Annotated in this window: 20 protein-coding genes; 8 read left to right on the forward strand and 12 right to left on the reverse strand. The window is 59.3% G+C overall.

All coding sequences use genetic code 11. The features are described 5' to 3' along the window. Positions 1-7 precede the first annotated feature (7 nt). The 3 genes from dmsA to AB8W27_RS09845 all read right to left on the reverse strand — a co-directional run bounded on the left by dmsA (position 8) and on the right by AB8W27_RS09845 (position 5,430). Positions 8-2,440, reverse strand: coding sequence for a dimethylsulfoxide reductase subunit A (dmsA, locus tag AB8W27_RS09835; protein ID WP_015741329.1), 2,433 nt, complete (start codon positions 2,438-2,440; stop codon positions 8-10). Between the two features lie 72 nt (positions 2,441-2,512). Continuing rightward, entirely contained in the window at positions 2,513-4,945 is a 2,433-nt protein-coding gene (gene ynfE / locus AB8W27_RS09840; RefSeq protein WP_041923574.1) for a selenate/tellurate reductase subunit YnfE, read from the reverse strand. A 188-nt stretch (positions 4,946-5,133) separates the two neighbouring features. Then, complete coding sequence (locus AB8W27_RS09845; protein ID WP_007671423.1) at positions 5,134-5,430, reverse strand: DUF1161 domain-containing protein; 297 nt, start codon at positions 5,428-5,430, stop codon at positions 5,134-5,136. A 116-nt stretch (positions 5,431-5,546) separates the two neighbouring features. On the opposite strand from AB8W27_RS09845, the gene AB8W27_RS09850 reads away from it, so the two are divergent. Then, positions 5,547-6,254, forward strand: coding sequence for a YnfC family lipoprotein (locus tag AB8W27_RS09850; RefSeq protein ID WP_007761429.1), 708 nt, complete (start codon positions 5,547-5,549; stop codon positions 6,252-6,254). 53 nt (positions 6,255-6,307) lie between these two features. Here AB8W27_RS09850 and speG read toward each other — a convergent pair whose 3' ends face one another. Together speG and AB8W27_RS09860 are read right to left on the reverse strand one after the other, a co-directional pair. Continuing rightward, positions 6,308-6,868 carry a spermidine N1-acetyltransferase gene (gene speG, locus AB8W27_RS09855; protein WP_015741326.1) on the reverse strand — a complete coding sequence of 187 codons (561 nt, stop codon included), beginning with the start codon at positions 6,866-6,868 and terminating at the stop codon, positions 6,308-6,310. Between the two features lie 67 nt (positions 6,869-6,935). Then, entirely contained in the window at positions 6,936-7,265 is a 330-nt protein-coding gene (locus AB8W27_RS09860; protein ID WP_015741325.1) for a DUF1283 family protein, read from the reverse strand. A gap of 116 nt (positions 7,266-7,381) precedes the next feature. On the opposite strand from AB8W27_RS09860, the gene AB8W27_RS09865 reads away from it, so the two are divergent. From AB8W27_RS09865 to AB8W27_RS09890, 6 genes are all read left to right on the forward strand, one after another. Beyond that, positions 7,382-7,708, forward strand: a complete 327-nt coding sequence (locus AB8W27_RS09865) for a YnfA family protein (RefSeq protein WP_032806519.1) — start codon at positions 7,382-7,384, stop codon at positions 7,706-7,708. Positions 7,709-7,865: 157 nt separating this feature from the next. After that, positions 7,866-9,080, forward strand: a complete 1,215-nt coding sequence (manD, locus tag AB8W27_RS09870; RefSeq protein WP_015741324.1) for a D-mannonate dehydratase ManD — start codon at positions 7,866-7,868, stop codon at positions 9,078-9,080. A gap of 125 nt (positions 9,081-9,205) precedes the next feature. Beyond that, positions 9,206-10,489 (forward strand): MFS transporter, encoded by a 1,284-nt coding sequence (locus AB8W27_RS09875; protein WP_041923573.1) that lies wholly within the window; start codon positions 9,206-9,208, stop codon positions 10,487-10,489. A gap of 103 nt (positions 10,490-10,592) precedes the next feature. Then, on the forward strand, positions 10,593-11,612 hold the full coding sequence (locus AB8W27_RS09880; protein WP_015741322.1) for a Zn-dependent oxidoreductase: 1,020 nt from the start codon (positions 10,593-10,595) through the stop codon (positions 11,610-11,612). A gap of 129 nt (positions 11,613-11,741) precedes the next feature. Then, on the forward strand, positions 11,742-13,115 hold the full coding sequence (locus AB8W27_RS09885) for an MFS transporter (RefSeq protein ID WP_041923572.1): 1,374 nt from the start codon (positions 11,742-11,744) through the stop codon (positions 13,113-13,115). A gap of 170 nt (positions 13,116-13,285) precedes the next feature. Then, complete coding sequence (locus AB8W27_RS09890; protein WP_041923571.1) at positions 13,286-14,752, forward strand: mannitol dehydrogenase family protein; 1,467 nt, start codon at positions 13,286-13,288, stop codon at positions 14,750-14,752. Between the two features lie 155 nt (positions 14,753-14,907). On the opposite strand, the gene ydfZ is transcribed toward AB8W27_RS09890, so the two are convergent. The 4 genes from ydfZ to ydfG all read right to left on the reverse strand — a co-directional run bounded on the left by ydfZ (position 14,908) and on the right by ydfG (position 17,689). After that, positions 14,908-15,111 carry a putative selenium delivery protein YdfZ gene (gene ydfZ / locus AB8W27_RS09895; protein ID WP_015741319.1) on the reverse strand — a complete coding sequence of 68 codons (204 nt, stop codon included), beginning with the start codon at positions 15,109-15,111 and terminating at the stop codon, positions 14,908-14,910. A 124-nt stretch (positions 15,112-15,235) separates the two neighbouring features. Then, the gene (locus AB8W27_RS09900) at positions 15,236-16,129 is read right to left on the reverse strand and encodes a hypothetical protein (protein ID WP_015741318.1); all 894 of its coding nucleotides are present in this window, start codon (positions 16,127-16,129) and stop codon (positions 15,236-15,238) included. A 38-nt stretch (positions 16,130-16,167) separates the two neighbouring features. Further along, positions 16,168-16,854: a GntR family transcriptional regulator gene (locus tag AB8W27_RS09905; RefSeq protein ID WP_007761383.1), complete on the reverse strand. Its 687-nt coding sequence runs from the start codon at positions 16,852-16,854 to the stop codon at positions 16,168-16,170. A gap of 88 nt (positions 16,855-16,942) precedes the next feature. Continuing rightward, positions 16,943-17,689, reverse strand: coding sequence for a bifunctional NADP-dependent 3-hydroxy acid dehydrogenase/3-hydroxypropionate dehydrogenase YdfG (gene ydfG / locus AB8W27_RS09910; protein ID WP_015741317.1), 747 nt, complete (start codon positions 17,687-17,689; stop codon positions 16,943-16,945). A gap of 159 nt (positions 17,690-17,848) precedes the next feature. On the opposite strand from ydfG, the gene dcp reads away from it, so the two are divergent. After that, positions 17,849-19,894, forward strand: a complete 2,046-nt coding sequence (dcp, locus tag AB8W27_RS09915) for a peptidyl-dipeptidase Dcp (RefSeq protein WP_015741316.1) — start codon at positions 17,849-17,851, stop codon at positions 19,892-19,894. Positions 19,895-20,026: 132 nt separating this feature from the next. On the opposite strand, the gene mgtS is transcribed toward dcp, so the two are convergent. The 3 genes from mgtS to AB8W27_RS09930 all read right to left on the reverse strand — a co-directional run bounded on the left by mgtS (position 20,027) and on the right by AB8W27_RS09930 (position 22,099). Beyond that, on the reverse strand, positions 20,027-20,122 hold the full coding sequence (mgtS, locus tag AB8W27_RS09920; protein WP_146378559.1) for a protein MgtS: 96 nt from the start codon (positions 20,120-20,122) through the stop codon (positions 20,027-20,029). Between the two features lie 95 nt (positions 20,123-20,217). Beyond that, positions 20,218-21,021 (reverse strand): MerR family transcriptional regulator, encoded by an 804-nt coding sequence (locus AB8W27_RS09925; RefSeq protein ID WP_041923570.1) that lies wholly within the window; start codon positions 21,019-21,021, stop codon positions 20,218-20,220. Between the two features lie 166 nt (positions 21,022-21,187). Continuing rightward, the gene (locus AB8W27_RS09930) at positions 21,188-22,099 is read right to left on the reverse strand and encodes a bestrophin family protein (RefSeq protein WP_015741314.1); all 912 of its coding nucleotides are present in this window, start codon (positions 22,097-22,099) and stop codon (positions 21,188-21,190) included. Between the last annotated feature and the right edge of the window lie 20 nt (positions 22,100-22,119).

Raw genomic sequence — 22,119 nt, forward strand, 5'->3', positions numbered from 1 at the left:
GGACTCCTTAAACCCTGGCAAGCTGAACTAAATTGCTGTGAGACGGATTACCTTTCGCCAGCGGCGACGGCCGTTGGGTGGTCAGTACATTAATAGAGCCGGCGTGATCGACGCCCTGCGCGTCAGGCTGGTACCACGCGCCTTCGCCCAGCGCCACGACGCCCGGCATAATGCGCGGCGTCACTTTCGCCTCGATGCGCGCTTCGCCGCGCGCGTTCCAGACCCGCACCGGGTCGCCATCGTGTATGCCGCGCGCCTGCGCATCCTGCGGGTTAATCCAAATCTGCTGGCGACACGCGGCCTGTAAAACGTCGACGTTGCCGTAAGTCGAGTGGGTGCGGGATTTATAGTGAAAACCGGTGAGCTGGAGCGGGTACTGCGCGCGCAGCGGATCGCTTGCCTGTTCAAAACCGGGGCTGTAGACCGGCAGAGGGTGGATGACATCGCCTTCCGGCAACTGCCAGCGCGCGGCGATATCGGCAAGCGCCGATGAGTAGATCTCGATTTTGCCGGAGGGCGTGTCGAGCGGGTTCGCGGTCGGGTTTTCCCGGAAAGCCTGATAGGCGACGTGATGGCCCTGCGGATCCCGAAGCTTAAAGATCCCCTGTTTGCGGAACGTGTCGAAATCCGGCAGTTCCGGGATCGCGCGCTGCGACTGGGCGTAAAGATGGCGCAGCCAGCCTTCCTGCGTGCGGCCTTCGGTAAATTGCTCACCGACCCCCATGCGCACCGCGAGCGCGCTGGTGATGTCATAGATAGTGCGACATTCAAAGCGCGGCGCAATCACCTGGTCGGCGAAAATCACGTAGGCCATGTTGCCGCAGGAAGCGTCGAGCGCGAAATCCATCTGCTCAGACGCAGTGCAGTCCGGCAGCAGAATATCGGCATAGCGCGCCGAGGCGGTCATATGGCAGTCGATCACCACGATCAGCTCGCACTTTTTGTCGTCCTGCAAAATTTCGTGGGTGCGGTTAATGTGCGAGTGCTGGTTGATAAGACAGTTACCGGCGTAGTTCCAGATCATCTTAATCGGCACGTCGAGCTTCTCTTTGCCGCGCACGCCGTCGGCGGTAGCGGTCATCGACGGGCCGCGCTCAATGGCGTCGGTCCAGGTAAACATCGAGATACTGGTCTGTACCGGGTTTTCCAGCGTCGGCATCCGCTCGAAGGGGAGTGAGAATGAACCTTCGCGCGCGCCGCTGTTGCCGCCGTGAATGCCGACGTTCCCCGTGAGAACAGGGAGCATCGCTATCGCACGGCAGGCCAGTTCGCCGTTGGAATGGCGTTGCGGCCCCCAGCCCTGCGCGATAAACGCCGGTTTGGCCTCGCCGATTTCGCGGGCGAGTTTGATAATGCGCGCTTCGGGAATCCCGGTAATGGGCGCGGCCCAGGCGGGCGTTTTGGCGGTGTTGTCCGGCCCGTCGCCCAGGATATAGGCTTTATAGTGGCCATTAGCCGGCGCGCCAGGCGGCAGGGTTTTCTCGTCGTAGCCGACGCAGTAGTTATCCAGAAACGGCTGATCGACATAGTTTTCGGTGATCAACACCCAGGCGATCGCGGCGGCCAGCGCGGCATCGGTGCCGGGGCGGATCGGGATCCACTCATCCTCGCGCCCGGCGGCGGTGTCGGTATAGCGCGGATCGATGACTATCATTCGCGCCTGCGATTTCGCGCGCGCCTGCTCAAGGTAGTACGTCACGCCGCCGCCGCTCATGCGGGTTTCGCCGGGGTTATTGCCAAACAGCACCACCAGCTTGCTGTTTGCAATATCGGACGGGCTGTTGCCGTCGGCCCAGCCGCCATAGGTGTAGTTCAGGCCCGCGGCGATCTGCGCGCTGGAGTAATCGCCGTAGTGGTTAAGATAACCGCCGCAACAGTTCATCAGGCGGGCAATCAGCGTTTTCCCCGGCGGCCAGGAGCGGGTCATAGTGCCGCCGAGCGTGCCGGTGCCGTAGTTGAGATAAATCGCCTCGTTGCCATATTCGCTGATAATGCGCTTCATGCCCTGGGCGATAGTATCCAGCGCCTCTTCCCAGCTGATGCGCGCGAATTTGCCTTCGCCGCGTTTGCCGACGCGCTTCATGGGGTATTTCAGACGATCCGGGTTGTAGACGCGCCGCCGCATGGAGCGCCCGCGCAGGCAGGCGCGGACCTGGTGCAGCCCGTCATAGTCATCGCTACCGGTGTTATCGGTTTCGACATAGCGGATCTCGCCCTGCGCCACATGCATACGCAGCGGACAGCGGCTGCCGCAGTTGACGGTGCAGGCGCTCCAGACGACGCGTTCATCTGGCGCAATGGCGCGTCCCACCGCAGCCGCCGCAGGCCGGAGCCCGAAGGGCAGGGAGATGCCGCCTGCCGCGAGCGCCAGGCCGCCCAGCGCGGTGCATTTCACCAGCGTGCGGCGGCTGATCCCGACCGGACTATCGGTATTTGACATTACTCACTCCTTGTCTCCAGAACGGAGAGTCAATGTGGTTCCTGTTGTTCTGATTTTTGTGTTCAGCCCGCGTCAGATCTTCGCTATCTGCACCAGATTGGTGTGCTGTGGGTTGCCTTTGGCGAGCGGCGACGGGCGCTGCGTCGTCAGAACATTGACGCAGCCGCCGTGATCGATGCGGTCGCCGTTCATATCGGCATGGTGCCACGCGCCCTGGCCCATGGCGCTCACGCCGGGCATGATGCGCGGTGTCACTTTCGCCTCCAGCCGCACTTCGCCGCGCGCGTTAAACACGCGCACCCGATCGCCGTTTTCAATGCCGCGAGCGCGGGCGTCGACCGGGTTGATCCAGACTTCCTGACGACAGGCCGCCTGTAAGACGTCGATGTTGCCGTAGGTGGAGTGGGTGCGGGCTTTGTAGTGGAAGCCGAAGAGTTGCAGCGGGTAGTCGCGGCGCGCCGGGGAATCCCAGCCTTCGAATGTCGAGGCGTAAACGGGCAGAGGGCTGATAGTTTCATCCTCGCGAAGCCGCCAGGTCTGCGCGATGCGGGCAAGCGCGGCGGAGTAAATTTCGATTTTGCCGGAAGGGGTGTTCAGCGGATGCGCGTCGGGATCGTCGCGAAAGTCTTTATAAGCCACGTAATGCCCATCCGGATCCTGGCGCTTATAGATGCCCTGCTGTTTGAGCGCCTCATAGTCGGGCAGTTGCGGATCGCGGGCGCGCATTTTCGCATACAGGTATTGCAGCCACTGCGCCTGAGTGCGCCCTTCGGTAAAGCGCTGGTGGATCTCAGGCCCGAGGCGCTTCGCCACTTCGCTCATCATCCAGTAAATCGATCTGCGCTCGAATTTCGCAGACGTCGCGGGCTGGGTGAAGATCAGATAGCCCATGTTGCCCGCGTAGTCGTTGGGGATGATATCCTCCTGTTCGACGGTCATTAAGTCCGGCAGGAGGATGTCGGCGTAGCGGGCCGATGAGGTCATGAAGTTTTCAATTACCACGATGGTTTCGCACTGGGTGTCGTCCTGCAAAATCTCATGCGTGCGGTTGATATCGGAATGCTGATTAGTGATGGTATTGCCCGCGTAATTCCAGATGAACTTGATGGGCACGTCGAGCTTTTCTTTACCCCGCACGCCGTCGGCGAGCGCGGTCATCTGCGGGCCGCGGGCGATGGCGTCGGTCCAGCTGAAGCAGGATATCTGCGTTTTCACCGGGTTTTCCAGTACCGGCATACGCTCAATGGTGATGGTGTACGTCGATTCACGCGCGCCGCTGTTGCCGCCGTGAATGCCGACATTGCCGGTGAGGATGGGCAGCATCGCGATGGCGCGCGACGTTAGCTCGCCGTTCGCCTGGCGCTGCGGCCCCCAGCCCTGGCAGATATACGCCGGTCTGGCGCCCGCGATTTCGCGGGCCAGCTTTATGATGCGTTCTTGTGGAATTCCCGTGATGTGCGCCGCCCAGGCGGGGGTTTTGGCAATGCCGTCTTCGCCCTGGCCGAGAATATACGCTTTGTAATGACCGTTCGCGGGCGCGCCTGCCGGGAGCGTTTTCTCGTCATAGCCCACGCAATAACGATCGAGGAACGGTTGATCGACTAAATCTTCATCGATCATCACCCACGCGAGCGCGGAGACCAGCGCGGCGTCGGTGCCGGGGCGGATCGGGATCCACTCATCTTCACGCCCGGCGGCGGTATCGGTGTAGCGCGGATCGATAACAATCATGCGCGCCTGCGACCGTTCGCGAGCCTGTTCAAGGTGATACGTGATCCCGCCGCCGCTCATGCGAGTTTCCGCCGGGTTGTTGCCAAACATCACCACCAGCTTGCTGTTAACGATATCTGACGTGCTGTTGCCTTCGTTCGAGCCGTAGGTGTAGGGCATGGCGGCCGCGATTTGCGCGGTGCTGTAGGTGCCGTAATGGCTGAGAAAGCCGCCGTAGCAGTTCATCAGCCGCGCCACCAGCGAGGCGTAAGGCGAGGAGCGGGTGATATTGCCGCCCACGACGCCGGAGGTGTAGTTGATATACACGGCCTCATTGCCGTACTGCGCGACGATGCGCTTCAGGCTGTCCGTAATGGTGTCGAGCGCCTCGTCCCAGCTGATGCGCTTAAACTTCCCTTCGCCGCGTTTGCCGACGCGCTTCATGGGGTAGTTCAGACGAGCGGGGTGGTTGATGCGCCGCCGGATCGATCGTCCGCGCAGGCAGGCGCGAACCTGATGATCGCCATACATATCGAGCCCTGTGTTGTCGGTTTCGACGCGCCAGACGGTGTCGTTGCGCACATGCAGGCGCAGCGCGCAGCGGCTGCCGCAGTTCACCGAGCAGGCGCCCCAGACAATCTTATCGTCAGGCGGAGTAACGGAGGTGTTGACGGCGGCGGCAATGCAGCTGAAACCGAAAGGCAGCGTGACGCCGCCCGCCGCCAGCGCCAGGCCGCCCAGTGAAGTGGTCGTAAGAAAATGACGACGGCTGATGCCCTCTTGCTGTTGTGACATAACGCGCTCCCTGGCGGGCCGCTGAAAACACCGGGCGGCCATGAGGTAAGAAACTCAGATGATTAGAGCGCTAATGATTAGCGCAAGAAGAGTTTTACCCAGAATGGAGTAGAAAACGTTAACGAGGGTCAATAGATGGGGCGTAAGGGAATGTGGATATAAAAAAGGGGCCGAAGCCCCTTATGCGATTATTGCGGTTCGCTGGCTGCGCCCTGCGACGTTGCGCCGCCTGCGGCGTTGCCGCTCTGGGTGCGGGTGTAGAGAATTTTTTGCGTATCGTTGGCGCAATGACCGACAACCTGCGCATCCGGCTGGTCAGCCTGGTCGTTAGGAACGATAGTTAACGTAAACCCGTTCTCCGGTACGCCATTATTAATGATGCGCTGTTCAATATCGGCTTTGACTCGTTCACAGGAGTTTTGCGCAGCGCTGACCGGTAATGTCGCGGCCAGCAGCAGGGCGCCTGCCCAGTAACGTTTTTTCATTAACGGCTCCTTATTGACGTAAAACAGATGTAGTAAGCATAGCAGTTGTTATATATATCACTGACTTTTCAGATATCATGCCGCTTTTGGCGAGGCCGCAGAAGGATAATAAAGACGTGAAAAAATACGTGACGGTAATGATGGTATCGCTGGTGCTTACTGGTTGCGATAAGCCAGACGCGCTGGCGCCGTTCAGCCCGGAGATGGCGAGTTTCTCCAGTGAGTTTAATTTCGATCCGCTGCGCGGCCCGGTAAAAAATTTCACCCAGAAGCTGATTAACGACAGCGGCGAGGTGGAGACGGAAGTGAACGGCACGCTCTCCGAGGAGGGATGTTTCGAGACGCTGAACTACGTTGATAAACCGAGCAACAGCCATATGTCGCTGGTGCTGGACGCCAACTACTACCTCGACGCGCTGAGCCGTGAAAAACGTATTCGTTTGCAGGGCAAATGCCAGCTGGCCGAACTGCCTTCGGTGGGCATGGTGTATGAAACCAACGATCGCGAATTTGTGGTGAAAGGGCACACGCCGGATGTCACCGTGAACTACCGCTACGATGAAGAAGGTTATCCGCTCGGCAAAACCAGTAAAGCCAAAGACGCTGAACTCTTAACCGTGGCCACGCCCAGCGATAAGCGTAAAAAACACGATTACACCTCGGTGACGAAGCTTAACGATAAAGTGATCGATACGGCAAAGCAGAGCTGCGAATATGACCGTCACCTCAATCCGTCAAGCTGCGTACTGGAAATTACCGACGCCAGCGTGACGCCGCCCGTGCTGCACAAATTCACGATTCAGAACGAAATCAACTACTACTGACAGGCTCTTACGAGCGATCGTGTTAAAAGCGCAGGCATGCCTGCGCTTACACGTTATTGCGCGGTCGGTTTCAACAGCATCGTCCCGGCGGGCTTGAGATGCGTCAGGTACTGGTGCTGGAAAATGCACATGCGGATGGTGTTGCGATACTCGCCATTAATGAAAAATTCATGAACCAGTTCGCCTTCCACCATAAAGCCCAGCTTGCGGTAAATATGAATCGCTTTGGCGTTTTCTTTATCCACAATGAGATAGAGCTTATAGAGATTCAGTACCGTAAAGCCGTAATCCATCGCCAGCTTTGCCGCGCGGCTGGCAAGGCCTTTGCCCTGATGCTCCGGTGAAATAATGATCTGAAACTCGGCGCGGCGGTGGACGTGGTTAATTTCCACCAGCTCCACCAGACCTGCTTTATCGCCGTCACACTCCACGACAAAGCGGCGTTCGCTCTGGTCGTGAATATGTTTGTCGTAGAGATCGGAGAGTTCAACGAACGCTTCATAGGGCTCTTCAAACCAGTAGCGCATGACGCTGGCGTTATTGTCGAGCTGATGCACGAAACGCAAATCTTCACGTTCGAGCGGGCGCAGTTTGACATCAACGTAATCTGACATCGTTCATCCTTTATATGCGCGGGAAAAACCAGCCCCCGCGGCGCGGGAGCCGTGATGCAAACGGGGGTTACGGATTAATGACGCGGCCGGTGCGGCGGTCAAGGCAGCGCAGGGTATTGGGTTCCCAGTAAGCGTTGAGGTTCGCGCTTTTCTCGCAGTTATCCTGAGCGTCGAACGCGACATCCGCTTTATCCCACTCTTTTTCGGCGCGTTTGTTCACTTTCTGACGTAAAGAACGGGTGTCATTCCATTGCTCTTTATCCATCGCAGCATCCTGGCGGGTCCGCGCGTTGTCGCCGGACTCAATAATCAGTTTATCGGTTTGCGCGTGGGCAACGCCTGACAGCGCGCCGGTCAGCAACGCCAGCAGCAGTGAGTGGCGAAGGAGTTTATTCATGGCGATATCCTTAATGAAGCTGTTCTTGTCGTGAGGCCGACACGCTTTACTATATCATCGTGCGCGAATCGCGCACAGCGGCAGCGATGACCGATATTACTTCAAAGAGTCTCAATATGATTAAAACCACTTTGCTGTTTTTTGCCACCGCGCTTGCGGAAATTATTGGCTGTTTTCTGCCGTGGTTGTGGCTGCGCAAGGGGGCGAGTGTGCTTTTACTGCTGCCGGCGGCGCTGTCGCTGATGCTTTTTGTCTGGCTGTTAACGCTGCACCCGGCGGCGAGCGGGCGGGTGTACGCCGCTTACGGCGGCGTCTACGTAATGACCGCGCTGCTGTGGTTGCGGGTAGTGGATGGCGTGCGCCTGAGTCTCTACGACTGGGCAGGCGCCGCCGTGGCGCTGTGCGGTATGTTGATTATTGTCGCAGGCTGGGGCCGCGCCTGACGTTGTTCCTGCTGTCTTCCCGTTTTTGTCACTGACAGCGCTTCACGCTTTGTGAAGCGTCGCGCATTTTTCCGCCCAATGAACTTGTATGGTAGTTAAGTCAGTTGATCGCAATGTGTACAGCATGACGCATTGCCGTTTCTAAAAGGAAAGATGCATGAAGATCAGTAAAGCGGAAGTATTTGTCACCTGCCCGGGGCGCAACTTCGTGACGCTTAAAATCACCACCGACGAAGGTCTGACCGGGCTTGGCGACGCCACGCTCAACGGGCGCGAGCTTTCTGTCGCCAGCTACCTGCGCGATCACCTCTGCCCGCAACTGGTGGGGCGCGATGCGCAGCGCATCGAGGATATCTGGCAGTTTTTTTACAAAGGCGCTTACTGGCGTCGCGGACCGGTGACGATGTCGGCGATTTCCGCTATCGACACGGCGCTGTGGGATATCAAAGCCAAAGCCGCCGGAATGCCGCTTTATCAACTGCTTGGCGGGGCGTCGCGCGACGGCGTGATGGTTTACTGCCACACCACGGGCCACACCATCGATGAGGTGCTGGAAGACTACGCGCGCCATAAAGAGCAGGGATTCAAGGCGATTCGTGTGCAGTGCGGCGTGCCCGGCATGAAAACCACTTACGGCATGGCGAAGGGCAAAGGACTGGCGTATGAGCCCGCCACCAAAGGCCAGTGGCCGGAGGAGCAGCTCTGGTCCAGCGAAAAGTATCTCGATTTCACGCCGAAACTCTTCGAGGCGGTACGTGAGAAATTCGGCTTTAACGAACATCTGCTGCACGACATGCATCACCGCCTGACGCCCATCGAGGCGGCGCGTTTCGGTAAAAGCATTGAGGATTACCGCCTGTTCTGGATGGAAGATCCGACACCTGCCGAAAACCAGGCCTGCTTCCGCCTCATCCGGCAGCACACCGTGACGCCAGTCGCGGTCGGAGAAGTATTTAACAGCATCTGGGACTGCAAACAGCTTATCGAAGAGCAGTTGATTGACTACATCCGCACCACGGTGACCCACGCGGGCGGTATTACCGGCATGCGCCGCATTGCGGATTTCGCGGCGCTGTATCAGGTGCGCACCGGCTCGCACGGGCCGTCGGATCTCTCGCCAGTCTGTCACGCCGCCGCGCTGCATTTCGATCTCTGGGTGCCGAACTTTGGCGTGCAGGAATACATGGGCTATTCAGAGCAGATGCTGGAGGTCTTCCCGCACAGCTGGACATTCGACAACGGCTATATGCATCCGGGCGAGAAGCCGGGGCTGGGCATCGGGTTCGATGAAAAGCTGGCGGCGAAATACCCCTACGATCCGGCTTACCTGCCGGTGGCCCGGCTTGAAGACGGCACGCTGTGGAACTGGTAATCGCCGGGGCAGGGCAGGAACGCTTTCCAGGGATGAACATCTGGAAAATGCATGAGATGTCGCCGTGGGCGACGCAGACAGCCGGTCGGATTCCCGGCCGGTAAAGAGTGCAACAGGAGCCTTGTATGGATACCAGGGTCACAGAGATTGGCGCGATGGCAAAACCGTTGCGAATCAAGAAAATCGAGGCGGTAACGCTGATTTTACTGTTTCTCGCCGGGATCGTTAATTTTCTGGATCGCTCATCGCTGAGCGTCGCCAGCGAAGCGATACGGGGAGAGCTGGGGCTATCGGCGACGGAGTTCGGCGTGCTGCTGTCGGCGTTTTCACTCTCCTACGGGCTGGCGCAACTGCCCGCCGGGATGCTGCTGGATCGCATTGGGCCGCGCATCGTGCTCGGTGCCGGGCTGATTTTCTGGTCGCTGATGCAGGCGCTGACCGGGCTGGTGAACTCATTCAGCCACTTTATCCTGTTGCGCATTGGACTGGGCATTGGCGAAGCGCCGTTTATGCCCGCGGGCGTTAAGGCCATCACCGACTGGTACATCCAGAAAGAGCGGGGCGCGGCGCTGGGGATCTTTAACTCCTCGACGGTGCTGGGCCAGGCTATCGCCCCGCCAGTGCTGGTGTGTATGCAACTTGCCTGGGGATGGCGAACCATGTTCGTCATCGTCGGGCTGGCAGGGGTCATCGTCGGGGTTTGCTGGTACGCATGGTACCGCAACCGCGCGAGCTTCGCCCTGACCGCGGAGGAGAGCCGCTTTCTGTCAGCCCCGGCGAGTCCGCCGCCACGCCTGAAGTTTGCCCAGTGGCGGGCGCTGTTTAAGCGCCGTACCACCTGGGGCATGATCCTCGGCTTTTCCGGGGTGAACTATACCGGCTGGCTGTACATCGCATGGCTTCCCGGCTATCTGCAAGCCCAGCAGGGATTTAGCCTGGCGAAGACGGGGTGGGTTGCCGCCATCCCATTTCTTGCCGCGGCGGTCGGGATGTGGGTGAACGGCTTTCTGGTAGATAAGTTTGCCCGTGCCGGGTACAGCCTGACGACGGTGCGTAAAACCGCCATTGTCGCGGGGCTGGTGCTCTCGGCACTAGGAACGCTGCTGGTGGTGCAGTCCTCTACACCGGTGCAGGCGGTGGCCTTTATCTCGATGGCGCTGTTCTGCGTACATTTCGCGGGCACCTCGGCGTGGGGGCTGGTTCAGGTGATGGTGTCGGAGGAAAAGGTGGCGTCGGTGGCGGCAATTCAAAACTTCGGCAGTTTTGTCTTCGCCTCCTTTGCGCCAGTGATTACCGGATGGGTGGTTGATACCACGCACTCCTTTAACCTGGCGCTGGTGATCGCCGCCTGCGTTACCTTCGCCGGGGCGTTGTGTTACCTGTTTATCGTCAAGGACCCAATTACCTAATAACGCCTGCTCGCCGGTGGCGAAGCGGCAGGGCGCAGTGCCCACCTCTGTTCGGTTCGTGCACTGAACGGACCTGCTGTCGAACTGACTATTGGAGCGCAAGATGAAAAGTATCGTTATCAAACAGCCCAACCAGCTTGAAATTGAGACGCGTGCCCTGCCGCAGCCGGGCGCCGGTGAGGTCCGCGTAAAGGTGAAACTGGCAGGCATCTGCGGTTCAGACAGCCACATCTACCGCGGGCATAACCCGTTTGCCAGATACCCGCGGGTCATCGGCCACGAGTTTTTCGGCATCATCGATGCCATCGGTGAGGGCGTAGCGCCCTCACGCCTGGGGGAACGCGTGGCGGTGGATCCGGTGATCAGCTGCGGTCACTGCTACCCGTGCTCAGTGGGGAAACCCAACGTCTGCACCTCGCTGGTGGTACTCGGCGTGCATCGCGATGGCGGTTTCAGCGAATACGCCGTGGTGCCGGCTCGTAACGCCTGGGTGGTGCCCGATGTCATTCCCGACGAGCACGCGGTGATGATTGAGCCATTTACCATTGCCGCTAACGTCACCGGCCAGGTCAATCCTGGCGCGCAGGACATCGCCCTGGTGTACGGCGCCGGGCCGATGGGTCTCACCACCATTCAGGTGCTCAAGCACGTTTATCAGGTGAAGCAGGTGATTGTCGTGGACCGTATCGAGGAGCGGCTGGAGATGGCGCAGCGCAGCGGGGCGGATCTGGCCATCAACAATCTCCAGCAGTCGCTGGCGGCCATTCTTGAAGAGAAAGGCATCCAGCCCACGCTTATCGTGGATGCCGCCTGCCATCCGGCCATTTTGCAGGAAGCGGCGCTGCTTGCCTCTCCTGCCGCGCGCATTGTGCTGATGGGCTTTTCAAGCGAACCGAGCAGCATCACTCAGCAGAGCATCACCGGAAAGGAGATCAGCATTTTCACCTCCCGGCTCAACGCCATGAAGTTCCCGATAGTCATCGACTGGCTGAGTCGCGGGCTTATCGACCCGACAACGCTCATTACCCATACCTTCGGATATCAGCATATTACGGACGCCCTTGAGCTGTTTGAGAAGAACCAGCGGCAGTGCTGCAAGGTGCTTCTCACGTTCAACCCCTAATAAGGAAAACCCGGCGCAGGCTGACAGAGACGATGGCTCACGGACGGGCCAGGAGCGCTGCTGCCTGAAAAATGCCGGAACGTCATGCGAGTTTGTGGTCCGCATCTTACCTATTCAGAGATAGCAACTATGACGCACGTAAAAGCTGAACGATCGACTTCAGACCTGGTTAAAGCTGCGGTATCCGGCTGGCTGGGCACCGCACTCGAATTTATGGATTTCCAGCTCTATTCGCTGGGTGCCGCGCTGGTGTTTCATGAGATCTTCTTCCCGGAACAGTCGGCCGCGATGGCGCTGATCCTGGCGATGGGCACCTACGGCGCGGGCTACATCGCCCGCATCGTCGGGGCGTTTATTTTCGGCAGAATGGGTGACCGCATCGGGCGTAAGCGGGTGCTGTTTATCACCATCACTATGATGGGCATCTGCACCACACTGATTGGCGTGCTGCCGACCTATGCGCAGATCGGCATTTTCGCGCCGGTACTGCTGGTAACGCTGCGTGTTATCCAGGGGCTGGGCGCAGGGGCGGAGATCTCCGGCGCGGGCACTATGCTTGCTGAGTACGCCCCGAAAGGTCGGCGCGGTATCATCTCCTCGCTGGTGGCGATGGGCACCAACTGCGGTACCCTGAGCGCCACTGCCATCTGGGCGCTGATGTTCTTCCTCCTCGACCGTGAAGAGCTGGTGGCGTGGGGCTGGCGCGTACCGTTCCTCGCCAGCGTCGTGGTGATGATCTTCGCCATCTGGCTGAGGATGAACCTGAAAGAGAGCCCGGTATTTGAAGCCGTGAGCGAAGGCGACCAGGCACCCGCCCAGGCGAATCCGCAGGACGCCTCGCTGGGTGCGATGTTCAAAAGCAAATCGTTCTGGCTGGCAACCGGCCTGCGCTTTGGTCAGGCGGGTAACTCCGGGCTGATTCAGACCTTCCTTGCCGGTTATCTGGTGCAGACCCTGCTGTTTGATAAGGCGATCCCGACCGACGCGCTGATGATCAGCTCCGCTATTGGGTTTATCACCATTCCGCTGCTCGGCTGGCTGTCGGATAAGTTTGGACGACGCATCCCTTATATTCTGCTTAACGTCTCGGCGATTATTCTCGCCTGGCCGATGCTGGCGATTATCGTCGATAAAAGCTACGCCCCTGGCGCCATCATGCTGTCGATTATCGTGATACATAACTTCGCGGTGCTTGGGCTGTTCGCGCTGGAAAATATCACCATGGCGGAGATGTTTGGTTCGCGTAACCGCTTCACCCGCATGGCGATCTCCAAAGAGGCGGGTGGACTGGTGGCGGTGGGCTTCGGGCCGCTCATTGCCGGCGTGCTGTGCAACATGACCGGTAGCTGGTTGCCGATTGTGGTGATGATCGTTATCTACTCGCTGATTGGTCTGGCCTGCGCCTGGCTGATGCCAGAGGTGTGCGACCGCGATCTTAACCAGCTGGAAGACGCCGCCGAACCCGCGGCTCCCCGTAACGTGCGGGCAGGACACTACGTCTGAGGCCACGCATCTTTTCTCTCTGCGCTCACCGCCCGGTGGGCGCAGAACAGAAACATCCTGTTACCATTCTAGTCAAGGTAGTCGGCAGAGCCTGTTCAGGATCAACGTCCTGCGCGACGCGACACGTAATCTGTTGAACCACTGTTTCATTTACAAAACGAGCCACCGCTATGACCACACCACTCCTTACAGCACATGCTTTGCTCCCTACTTACGACCGCACCGCGCTGGTGCCGCGTATTGTTCATCTCGGTTTTGGTGCCTTCCATCGCGCCCATCAGGCGGTCTACGCCGATATCCTGGCGGCTGAACACGGCAGCGACTGGGGCTACTGCGAAGTCAACCTTATCGGCGGCGAGCAGCAGATCGCCGATATCCGCCGTCAGGATAATCTCTACACCGTGGCGGAAATGTCCGCCGACGCCTGGCGCGCCCGCGTGGTGGGCGTAGTGAAAAACGCGCTGCATGCGCAGGTGGATGGTCTTGAGGCCGTCTTTGCCGCGCTGTGCGAGCCGCAGGTGGCGATTGTTTCGCTGACCATCACCGAAAAAGGCTACTGCCATTCGCCCGCCACCGGTGAGCTGGTGCTGGATAATCCGCTGATCGCCGCCGATCTCGCGCACCCCAAAGCGCCATCCTCTGCCGTTGGGGTGATTGTGGAGGCGCTGGCGCGCCGTAAAGCCGCAGGGCTTGCGGGCTTCAGCGTGATGTCCTGCGATAATATGCCGGAAAACGGGCATGTGGCGCGCAACGTCGTGATGGCGTTCGCCCGCGCGCTGGACGCCAGCCTGGCGACGTGGATCGAGGAGAACGTGACGTTCCCGTCCACCATGGTGGACCGTATCGTGCCGGCGGTGACGCCGGAAATGCTCGATAAAATCGAGCAGCTGACCGGCGTGCGCGACCCGGCGGGTGTCGCCTGCGAGCCGTTCCGTCAGTGGGTAATTGAGGATAATTTTGTCGCGGGCCGCCCGGCGTGGGAAAAGGCGGGCGCGCAGCTGGTGCGTGATGTGGTGCCGTTCGAAGAGATGAAGCTACGTATGCTTAACGGCAGCCACTCGTTCCTGGCGTATCTCGGCTATCTGGCGGGGTATCAGCACATCAACGACTGCATGGAAGATGCGAATTACCGCCATGCCGCGCATGCGCTGATGCTTAACGAGCAAGCCCCGACGCTCGGCGTGCAGGGTGTTGATCTGGCGCGTTACGCGGATCTGCTGATTGAGCGCTACAGCAACCCGGCGCTGCGTCACCGCACCTGGCAAATCGCGATGGACGGGAGCCAGAAACTGCCGCAGCGCTGGCTGGATTCTCTGCGCTGGCATCAGGCGCACGGCAGCGCGGCCCCGCTGTTGACGCTCGGCGTGGCGGGCTGGATGCGCTACGTGAGTGGCGTTGATGAGCAGGGCAATGCGATTGAGGTGTGCGATCCGCTGCTGAATGTTATTCAGGAGGCGGTACGCACAAGCGAAGACGGTGACGCGCGGGTGAAAGCGCTGCTCAGCATTCGCGCGATTTTTGGCGAGGATCTGGCGACGCGGACAGAATTTGTCGCGCAGGTGACCGAGGCGTATAAGCTTTTGCGGGAGAACGGCGCCAGAGCGACCGTGGCGCAGTATGTGAAAGCAGGGTGTTGACAGCGCGAGTGGGTTGATTCTGAGGGTGGGTTTTTAAATGTGGCGGGTGCGCTGCGCTTACCCACCCTACATAACCCCATCACATTTATCATTCACAGGGCGGGTAAGCGCAGCGCACCCGCCATCTCACAATATCAACCCCGCCCGCCGGACGATTAATGCAGGCCCAGACGAATCAACTCGATCGGCTCGAATTTCCCTTCGCAACCTTCCACCTCAACGGTGCGGCCACGGCGGATCTGCTCCGGCGTCATGCCGTCGCCGTGAATCGCTTTAATTACGCCGGTCTGCCCGGTGGTGCTAATCATCACGCGGCTGCCGGTGGTAATGGAATTACGGTTGCGATCGTAGGTCATCATGGTGTTATCTCCTCTGAATAGTTGGGAAAGATCCAGACGAGCCCCATTTTAAAAATCACTACCGGAAAAATGTTAATCTCGATCAAAAACGAGGCAATTGTGTGATGAATGTCACTGCCCGCTACTACTCGCCTGCGGGCGCGTTACGCACAATCTTTCCGCTCGCGATATCGATATCAATAGTCGCCACGACAGGCGCCACTTCAGGGTCTGCGCCTCCACGGCAGTCTTCGCGGGTATGATTTTCGCGCACCAGCAAACGGAAAATTCCGCCGTCCTGCGCGTTCTCATAAAAAATGCACTGGCCGTGGGGATTAAGCTGCAACGAGACGGTGCGGGTCACCCTGGCAAGTGGGCTGGCGCTGATATCCTCACGCCACGTCTCGCCCGCGCCGGTGGCGTGAAGCGCCGCCGATTCCAGCCAGCCTTTCACGATGCGCCCGTCGTTGCCGTACCACGTCGCCTCGCTGAAGCCCGGCCGCGTGCGGCTCACGCTCACCGTATCGCCCGCCACCAGAAACACCTGCTGGCTGCGGCACTGCGCGTCGGGCGCGGTGTAAAAGAAATGACGGCCGCTGCCGGTGACTTCGTAGCGGTTCGCGGTTTCCGGCGTGTCCTGCGCATCGTCCAGCTCACGCAGACGAGCGGCGCAAGCGCCTTCAGGCTTGAGCGCGTCGGGCTGCGCGTTAAGCGCGGCGGTTTCGATCCACCCGGTCGCCACGCGGCCCTGATTGTCGCGATAGCTCACCCAGGCGAACGGGCGCACCTTTTCATCGGCGTCCGGGGCGTCGCTACGGGAAAGGCGATAAACCTGTACGGCATCGCCCGGCACCAGAAAAGCCCCAAGGCGGCATTCCGGTGACGGCGCGGAGTAAAAATGCGCGCGGGGCGTAGCGGTGACGGTACTCGCCGACCACGTAAAATCCGCGGCGGCCGCGGCGTTCGCTTCGCTCTGAAGGCAGTCAGCCAGCAGCGGCGAAGAGAAAAGGGCACAGCCCACGAGCAGTAATGCGCGCATCACCTGTCCATCCTGAGTTGTTTAATCGCGCCGCGCGGTTACTCTTCAGTAAACCACTCGCGGTTTTCCTGGCGGATCAGCAATACCGATTCGCTGATCTCCTGCAAATGCAGGCGCATGGTGTCGTCGGCCGCCTGCGGGTCGCGGCGCTCCAGCGCGTGAAAAATATCGTTATGCTGGCGCAGCAGCATTTCCGGCGGGGAGACGTGATCGAGGCTCATATAGCGCACCCGGTCAATGGTCGCTTTGATGTTCTCCACGGTGTCCCAGGCGAGCTGGCAGTCGGCGACCTGCGTCAGGCGGTAGTGAAACTCGTCGTCGAGCTGAAAAAAATCGCTCAGCTGTTTGCGATCGATGGCCGTGCGCTGCTGGTTAAGGTTTTGCTCAAGCTGGTAGAGATCGGCATCGGTCACCATCGTGGCGGCGCGCTGCACGACGGCGCGCTCAATGGCCTGGCGCACAAAACAGCCATTGCGCACCTGGCGCAGCGAAATCTTATTCACAAAACTGCCGCGCTGCGGGCGGATCTGAATCAACCCGTTCTCCGCCAGCTTGATAAACGCCTCACGCACCGGCTGGCGCGACACGTCAAAACGCACCGAGACTTCCTTTTCAGAAAGCGGCGTGCCCGGCGGGATCAAACAGTGCACGATATCGCGGCGCAGGATGCGGTAAATCTGTTGACTCACCGGCTGGGTCGGGTTGAGCGGAGTTTCAGCGGCCATTCTATTGTCTTAATTTGCGGGTAACTGCGGCAATTTAACATTAATTGCCCACCCCGCCCAGCATGGGCAGGCAGCGGGCATAAGGGAATTACTGCCGATGTACGCTAAGCCCGGCGAAGCTCTGGCTGACCGGCATCATCTCCACGGTGTTGATATTGACGTGCGCCGGGAGCGTCGCCACCCACCAGACCGCTTCGGTCACATCGTCCGGCGAGAGCGCGGTCGTATTTGCGTAAGTTTTACCGGCTTTATCGTCGTCGCCTTTAAAACGCACGTTAGAAAATTCGGTGCCGCCGACCAGGCCCGGCTCGATATCCGTCACGCGGACCGCGGTGCCGTGTAGATCGGTGCGCAGGTTCAGGCTGAACTGACGCACAAACGCTTTGGTCGCGCCGTACACGTTGCCGCCCGCGTAAGGCCAGCTGCCCGCCGTGGAGCCGATGTTAATCACGTGGCCGCGGTTACGCTCGACCATGCCGGGCAGCACCGCGCGGGTCATATACACCAGACCTTTATTATTGGTGTCTATCATATTCTCCCAGTCCTCGACGCTCGCTTTATGCGCAGGCTCCATGCCCAGCGCCAGCCCGGCGTTATTGACCAGCACGTCGATATCGCGCCACTCCAGCGGCAGGCTGCTGATGGCTTCTTCAATCGCCGCGCGGTTGCGCACGTCCAGTTGCAGCGTCAGCACGCTCTCGCCAAGCTCATCCTTTAGCGCGTCGAGACGCGCCTGGCGGCGGCCTGTCGCGATGACTTTATGACCGTTCTTCACAAAACGACGGGTAATGGCCTCGCCAAAACCTGCCGTCGCACCGGTAACCAGAATAATCATCTCGCTGTTCCTCAAGGCTTTTTCAGAGCTGTTACCTTAGCACGCCCGACGCGCCCTGTGGAATATCACTTCCTGATACCTGGCGGCGTTAAAGCATTGCCGTTTGCGGCGAGGGTGCATAAGCTGTGTTTTTACCATCACGCCTTTGCGGAGATCCTCATGTCGGTAACCACCCCTTTTTCTTCAGCCAGTACGCTGCCTTACGAGGCGCCGCCGTTCGACGCGATAACCGATAACGACTATCGCCCGGCCTTTGATGAGGCGGTGCGCCAGAAGCGCGAAGAGGTGGAGGCGATCGCCGCCGACCCCGCCGCGCCGACGTTTGAAAACACGTATCTGGCGCTGGAGCGCAGCGGGGCGATGCTCACGCGCGTCACCCACGTCTTTTTCGCGATGACGTCAGCGCACACCAATGATTATCTGCAAACGCTGGATGAGGAATTTTCTACGGAGCTGGCGGCGCTTGCCGATGATATTCACTTCAACGATACGCTGTTCGCGCGGCTCAATACCGTGTATGAACAGCGCGACGCGCTCGGGCTGGATGATGAATCGCGGCGGCTGGTGGAGGTTGTCTGGCAGCAATTTATGCTCGCGGGCGCGACGCTCGGCGCGGAGCAAAAAGCGCAGCTTAAGGCGCTTAACCGCGAAGCCGCGCAGCTTACCAGCCAGTTTAACCAGCGTCTGCTGGCGGCGGATAAAGCGGGCGGGCTGCTGGTATCGTCCCGCGAGGCGCTGGCCGGGCTGAGCGAGGCGGAAATCGCCGCCGCCGCGCAGGCCGCGCGGGAAAAAGGACAAGAAGGACGCTGGCTTATCGCGCTGCTCAACACCACGCAGCAGCCTGCGCTCCAGGCGCTTGAGGATCGCGAAACGCGCGAGGCGCTCTTTAAGGCGGGCTGGCATCGCACCGAAAAAGGCGACGCCAACGATACCCGCGCGCTGGTGTTGCGTCTTGCGCAGTTACGCGCGCAGCAGGCGGCGCTGCTCGGCTTTAAGGATTTCGCCTCCTGGACTATCGCCGATCAAATGGCCAAAACGCCGGAGGCGGCGCTGCGCTTTATGCGCGATATCGTGCCGGCGGCGACGGCGCGCGCGAATCGGGAGCTTGCGGATATTCAGCAGGTGATTGACCGCCAGAACGGCGGTTTTCAGGCCGAGGCCTGGGACTGGGCGTTTTATGCCGAACAGGTGCGGCGCGAAAAATACGCGCTCGACGACGCGCAGATCAAACCGTATTTCGAACTCGACAATGTGCTCGTCCACGGCGTCTTCCACGCCGCCAGCACGCTGTTCGGCCTCAGTTTTCAGGCGCGTACCGATATCCCGGTCTACCACCCGGATGTCCGCGTCTGGGAGATTTTCGACCAGGACGGTCGCGGGCTGGCGCTGTTTTACGGCGATTTCTTCGCGCGCGACAGCAAAAGCGGCGGCGCCTGGATGGGGAATTTTGTTGACCAGTCGACGCTCGCGGGCCACAGGCCGGTCATTTACAACGTCTGTAACTACCTGAAGCCCGCCGCCGGTCAGCCTGCGCTGATCTCCTGGGATGACGTTATCACGCTGTTCCATGAGTTTGGCCATACGCTGCACGGTCTCTTTGCCAGCCAGCGCTACGCCACGCTCTCCGGCACCAACACGCCGCGCGATTTCGTGGAGTTCCCGTCGCAAATCAACGAACACTGGGCGAGCCATCCGGATGTGTTCGCGAACTTTGCCCGACATTATCAGACCGGCGAGCCGATGCCGGACGCGCTTCGTGAAAAACTCTTCCGCGCGGCGCGCTTTAACAAAGGCTACGACATGACCGAACTGCTGGCCGCCGCGCTGCTTGATCAGCACTGGCACAGCCTGACGCCGCAATCGTCGCCAGAGGAGGTGTCCGCGTTTGAGGCTGCGGCGCTGGCGCAGGAGAACATCGCGCTGCGGGCCGTACCGCCGCGCTACAGAAGCAGTTATTTCGCCCATATTTTTGGCGGCGGCTATGCGGCGGGCTATTACGCCTATCTCTGGACGCAGATGCTTGCCGACGACGGCTATCAGTGGTTTGTGGAGCAGGGCGGGTTAACGGCGCAAAACGGCGCGCGCTTTCGCGAGGCGATTCTTTCCCGCGGCAACAGCAGCGATCTCGAAGCGTTGTGGCTCGCGTGGCGCGGTCATGCCCCGCGCATTGAGCCGATGCTGAAAAACCGTGGGTTAAGCGAATAAGCCCACGTTTAGGTGACGTTGAACCTGCGCGTGGCATGATGCAGAAATAAGCGTGTTGTTGAGCGCAGGACAATAACAATCCATGCAAGCCTTACCGTCAGACTCTTCTGGCGGTATTTTTTTGTCTGACGTTCAGTCATCCCATTTGTTGCTGCAATACGCGGCAAGAAATCCCGCCAGCAATACAATTCCCGGCATACAGATAAACAGATCCGCGGCACCCGGCATCGCCACTCCCGCCCTGAGTCACACCATCCTTTATGAAAGACCTTCATGTGTGACGTTAAGACGACAGTCCGATAACCGTTATGCGACAGATGCGCTCAGCGCGCTTCTTCGCGGAGCGGCTCGTCAGGAAGATTAGCCGCATCCGGCAGTTCAGGCGCGGCCGCGAAACCGGCGCCGGCGCTGAACAGCGGCATACCGTCAAGCTGCCACTGCTGCCAGAGCGCAAGCTGGGCGGGGGTCAGCGGCACATCGCTGTAGACCAGATAGTGATCGGCGGCGAACTGCGTGAGATCGGGCAGCGGCACCGGCTGATGCATCACATCAATGCGAAACCCTTCGCCGGAGAAGCGAATCGCCTCCAGCCAGACGTTCAGCGGATCGTGACTGTTCATCGCCATCACCACCAGCCCGCACGCCGGACGCTTGCGCAGCGGCTGCATCAGAAAGGTGGCGTACTCAATAATCAGCGTGTCGAAGCGCGCGCGGCGGGTCAGCTGCGCGCTGGTGTGGCCGTGGTTCAGCCACAGGCGTAGCGGCTGCACGACGTTATCCAGCAGCATCGCGGCGGGCAGTTCGCGGCCCATTTTACGCAAGAGGGCGCGGCCTTTCTCCATGCTGGTTTTCTCAAGCGTTGCGAGCAGTTGTTCCTGCCACACTTCCCACTGGCTCACCAGCGCGCTTTTTTCACCCTTCAGGATGCGGGCGACTTCATCCAGCGGCAGGCCGCGATCGAGCCATTTCAGGATGGCGTGAATGCGCATCAGATGGCTGTAGTCAAAATAGCGTCGGCCGCTGTCGTCGCGCATGGGCTGCAGTAATCCTGACCGCTGCCACGCGCGTAAGTTAGGCATGCTAACTCCGCACTGATCGGAGAGCATTTCGATCGTGAAATGAGACATGGCGAATCCTTAAATGCCAGCTGCTATACAAAACAGGAGAGGAGTGGCCCTTTCAGCAGAAGAAACGAAAGGAAGAAGAGAACAGGGTCTACGCTAACATACTTCGTCTACCCTGCTAATCATTTACTGCGCATTATTCATTATTCGTAGTGAATATGAATATTCATTAGGTGAGCTGATAATGCCGGTTCGGCAATAATTTCACCGGCTTCTGCGGCTCGTCATTCATTTCACGCAAGTCTATTTCAATATTATTACAAAGCGCGTCCAGCGGCAGATCGTTATCTTCGGTGCCAAACGGATCTTCCAGCTCCTCCGCCAGCGTATCCAGCGCAATAAACGTGTATGAAATAAATACCGAAACAAACGGCGTCATAAAATGCAGGTCGGTCACCAGCGCGAAAGGCAACATAATGCAGAAGCAATAAACCGTGCGGTGCAGCATCAGGGAATACGCGAAAGGCGGCGGGGTATTGGCGATGCGTTCACAGCCCGCCAGTACTGCCGAAAGCTGGTTAATATGCTGATCGAGCGTCTGGAACAGAATATCGGAAAGTCCGTTGCGCCGCGCGGCGAGCCATTCGCCCATAATAAGTAAAATCGTATTACAGGGCGAATTACTGTGCATCACGCGCGCCATTTCGCTGCGGGTGAGATAGCGGTCAAGCACGTTATCGAGCTTTTTGCGGCGCAGCGTCAGGCGCAGGCAGTGGCAGAACGCCACTTCTAAATTCACCAGATGGTGCAGCTCCTGGGCATTATCAGGCATCAGGGTGCGGGCGGTGCGCAGCAGCGAGCGACAGTGGATAACCAACTGGCCCCATATCTGGCGCGCCTCATTAAAACGCGCGAAACAGGTGCTATTACGAAAGCCGAGAAAAATCGCAATCGCCACGCCGAGAATACTGAATGGCGCGGTGGTGAGTTTTATTCCCAGCGCCTCATACCACGGTAAGAAGAAAATTACCGTCACTGAAAGCAGGAAATTAAGGAGTAGACGCGTAGAGATTTTGGCTAATACGGAGCCATGCCAGACAAAAAGTCGGGCAAACCAGTGCTGTGGGGGACGAACAATCATGATACTCACAAGGGGTTAAC

The organism is Cronobacter turicensis (assembly GCF_041222865.1).
GTDB lineage: Bacteria > Pseudomonadota > Gammaproteobacteria > Enterobacterales > Enterobacteriaceae > Cronobacter > Cronobacter turicensis.

Coding starts and splice junctions, on each gene's coding strand:
- AB8W27_RS09925 (WP_041923570.1), bottom strand. CDS start 21,021: ATGTCTCATTTCACGATCGAAATGCTCTCCGATCAGTGCGGAGTTAGC.
- AB8W27_RS09905 (WP_007761383.1), bottom strand. CDS start 16,854: ATGGCCGCTGAAACTCCGCTCAACCCGACCCAGCCGGTGAGTCAACAG.
- AB8W27_RS09885 (WP_041923572.1), top strand. CDS start 11,742: ATGACGCACGTAAAAGCTGAACGATCGACTTCAGACCTGGTTAAAGCT.
- dmsA (WP_015741329.1), bottom strand. CDS start 2,440: ATGTCAAATACCGATAGTCCGGTCGGGATCAGCCGCCGCACGCTGGTG.
- ynfE (WP_041923574.1), bottom strand. CDS start 4,945: ATGTCACAACAGCAAGAGGGCATCAGCCGTCGTCATTTTCTTACGACC.
- ydfZ (WP_015741319.1), bottom strand. CDS start 15,111: ATGATGACCTACGATCGCAACCGTAATTCCATTACCACCGGCAGCCGC.
- dcp (WP_015741316.1), top strand. CDS start 17,849: ATGTCGGTAACCACCCCTTTTTCTTCAGCCAGTACGCTGCCTTACGAG.
- AB8W27_RS09860 (WP_015741325.1), bottom strand. CDS start 7,265: ATGAATAAACTCCTTCGCCACTCACTGCTGCTGGCGTTGCTGACCGGC.
- mgtS (WP_146378559.1), bottom strand. CDS start 20,122: ATGCCGGGTGCCGCGGATCTGTTTATCTGTATGCCGGGAATTGTATTG.
- AB8W27_RS09900 (WP_015741318.1), bottom strand. CDS start 16,129: ATGCGCGCATTACTGCTCGTGGGCTGTGCCCTTTTCTCTTCGCCGCTG.
- manD (WP_015741324.1), top strand. CDS start 7,866: ATGAAGATCAGTAAAGCGGAAGTATTTGTCACCTGCCCGGGGCGCAAC.
- AB8W27_RS09890 (WP_041923571.1), top strand. CDS start 13,286: ATGACCACACCACTCCTTACAGCACATGCTTTGCTCCCTACTTACGAC.
- AB8W27_RS09880 (WP_015741322.1), top strand. CDS start 10,593: ATGAAAAGTATCGTTATCAAACAGCCCAACCAGCTTGAAATTGAGACG.
- AB8W27_RS09930 (WP_015741314.1), bottom strand. CDS start 22,099: ATGATTGTTCGTCCCCCACAGCACTGGTTTGCCCGACTTTTTGTCTGG.
- AB8W27_RS09845 (WP_007671423.1), bottom strand. CDS start 5,430: ATGAAAAAACGTTACTGGGCAGGCGCCCTGCTGCTGGCCGCGACATTA.
- AB8W27_RS09865 (WP_032806519.1), top strand. CDS start 7,382: ATGATTAAAACCACTTTGCTGTTTTTTGCCACCGCGCTTGCGGAAATT.
- ydfG (WP_015741317.1), bottom strand. CDS start 17,689: ATGATTATTCTGGTTACCGGTGCGACGGCAGGTTTTGGCGAGGCCATT.
- AB8W27_RS09875 (WP_041923573.1), top strand. CDS start 9,206: ATGGATACCAGGGTCACAGAGATTGGCGCGATGGCAAAACCGTTGCGA.
- speG (WP_015741326.1), bottom strand. CDS start 6,868: ATGTCAGATTACGTTGATGTCAAACTGCGCCCGCTCGAACGTGAAGAT.